Here is a 1,365-nt window from a genome sequence, read left to right as displayed (position 1 = left end):
AGGGTTAAGTCCATAAGTATTGGCAACAAAAAGAAAAACGGCAAATTCTGCATCAGTGATGACATTAGCATTTTTATATCCAATACAAGTTTTTATGATTGTTTCTCGAAATTCTTCAGCAGAAAATCCATATTTTTCTGCCATTTCTTTTAAAAAAGTAGAATTTTTCATCTTGATTTCCTACATTGCGCGCAATTCCCCCGTGGCGTGAATCACGCTGGTGTTAAAAGTTGGTTTGTGTTGCTAGAAAGGAATGTCGTCTTTTGTTGAAGAGTCGCCGTTCTGGGCGGTCATAGTTTGTTTACAATCTTCTGAATTATCATAAATTTTTACATTGCCATAAATTCTTGAATCGGCATAAATAATCACATTTCCATAAATTTGTGTGTGTCCAAAAATATGTCCATCATATATTTTGACGTTATTATAAATTTTTGCATTGCCAAAAATCTCGGCACAATCACCAATTTGTGCTTTATCATAAACCTTAGCACTATCGTAAATCTTGGCACAACAATACGCCTTGGCATCATTATAAATCCAGCAATCGTCTTTTTGACTTAAATTGTCTTCATACTCTACAAAGCCCCCAAGGTCCCCAGCCTTAACATCACCAAAATCTTTTAATGCACGTATGCGGTAAAGCGTAAGGTATCCATCAAACTCAATTGTTTCATCAGTAAGTTCGTATTTCTTTTCCATGGTTTATTGCCTCATGCCCGTTGTGATGATTTCATCATTGATGATCTCTGCGTTTCCATGAATAAATGCATCACCACAGATTTTGGCATTTCCCCCAACTTTTGCTCTGATGGAAATCAATGGACTGTCATAGATTTTAGCATTTCCATAAATTTCAGCTTTTCCACTAATAAATGCACCACCGGAAACTTGTGCATTTTCGTAGATTTGTGCACTGGCAAAAACACGAGCATGTCCAAAAATCTGCGCATTACCAAAAATATTAGTTTCTCCGGTAACAGATGCACTACCAAAAACACATGCATTTTCGTAAATATCAGCAATGTTATAAATATAAGCATCACCATAAACCTTGGCTTTGTCATAAACTCTTGCATGACCATCTACACGAGCGTTTCCATAAACATGTGCATCATCAAAAACCTTGGCATAACCATAGACTTTTGCATCATCACCTACCCAGCAATTGCCATCATGACTTAGATTGTCTTCTTTTTGTATAAAACCGCCTAGGTCGTCTGCTTTAACATCATCAAAATCCCTTAAAGCACGAATGCGGTGAAGGATTTTGCCCCCAACTTCGATTGTTTCATTAGTCAATTCGTATTTTTTCACCATGCTTTTTCTCCAGTGGACATGACGTTATCGCCATCAATATCCGCA

General features: G+C 36.9%; 2 protein-coding genes and 1 pseudogene. All 3 read right to left on the bottom strand.

What is annotated here, in order from left to right:
- Positions 1-171: pseudogene (locus tag ACFIQE_RS10420) on the bottom strand (recombinase); the annotation flags it as partial.
- A 72-nt stretch (positions 172-243) separates the two neighbouring features.
- Entirely contained in the window at positions 244-702 is a 459-nt protein-coding gene (locus ACFIQE_RS10415; RefSeq protein ID WP_375707706.1) for a hypothetical protein, read from the bottom strand.
- Positions 703-705: 3 nt separating this feature from the next.
- Positions 706-1,320: a hypothetical protein gene (locus ACFIQE_RS10410; RefSeq protein WP_375707705.1), complete on the bottom strand. Its 615-nt coding sequence runs from the start codon at positions 1,318-1,320 to the stop codon at positions 706-708.
- Positions 1,321-1,365 lie beyond the last annotated feature (45 nt).

The organism is Bartonella sp. AA1HLJMS (genome assembly GCF_042197445.1).
Taxonomy (GTDB): Bacteria; Pseudomonadota; Alphaproteobacteria; order Rhizobiales; family Rhizobiaceae; genus Bartonella.
The sequence above is the reverse complement of the archived record's forward strand: the minus strand, read 5'-3'. Positions and strand labels throughout refer to the sequence as shown.

Excerpts from the sequence above, each read along its gene's own strand:
- ACFIQE_RS10415 (WP_375707706.1), bottom strand. The coding sequence starts at position 702 with ATGGAAAAGAAATACGAACTTACTGATGAAACAATTGAGTTTGATGGA.
- ACFIQE_RS10410 (WP_375707705.1), bottom strand. The coding sequence starts at position 1,320 with ATGGTGAAAAAATACGAATTGACTAATGAAACAATCGAAGTTGGGGGC.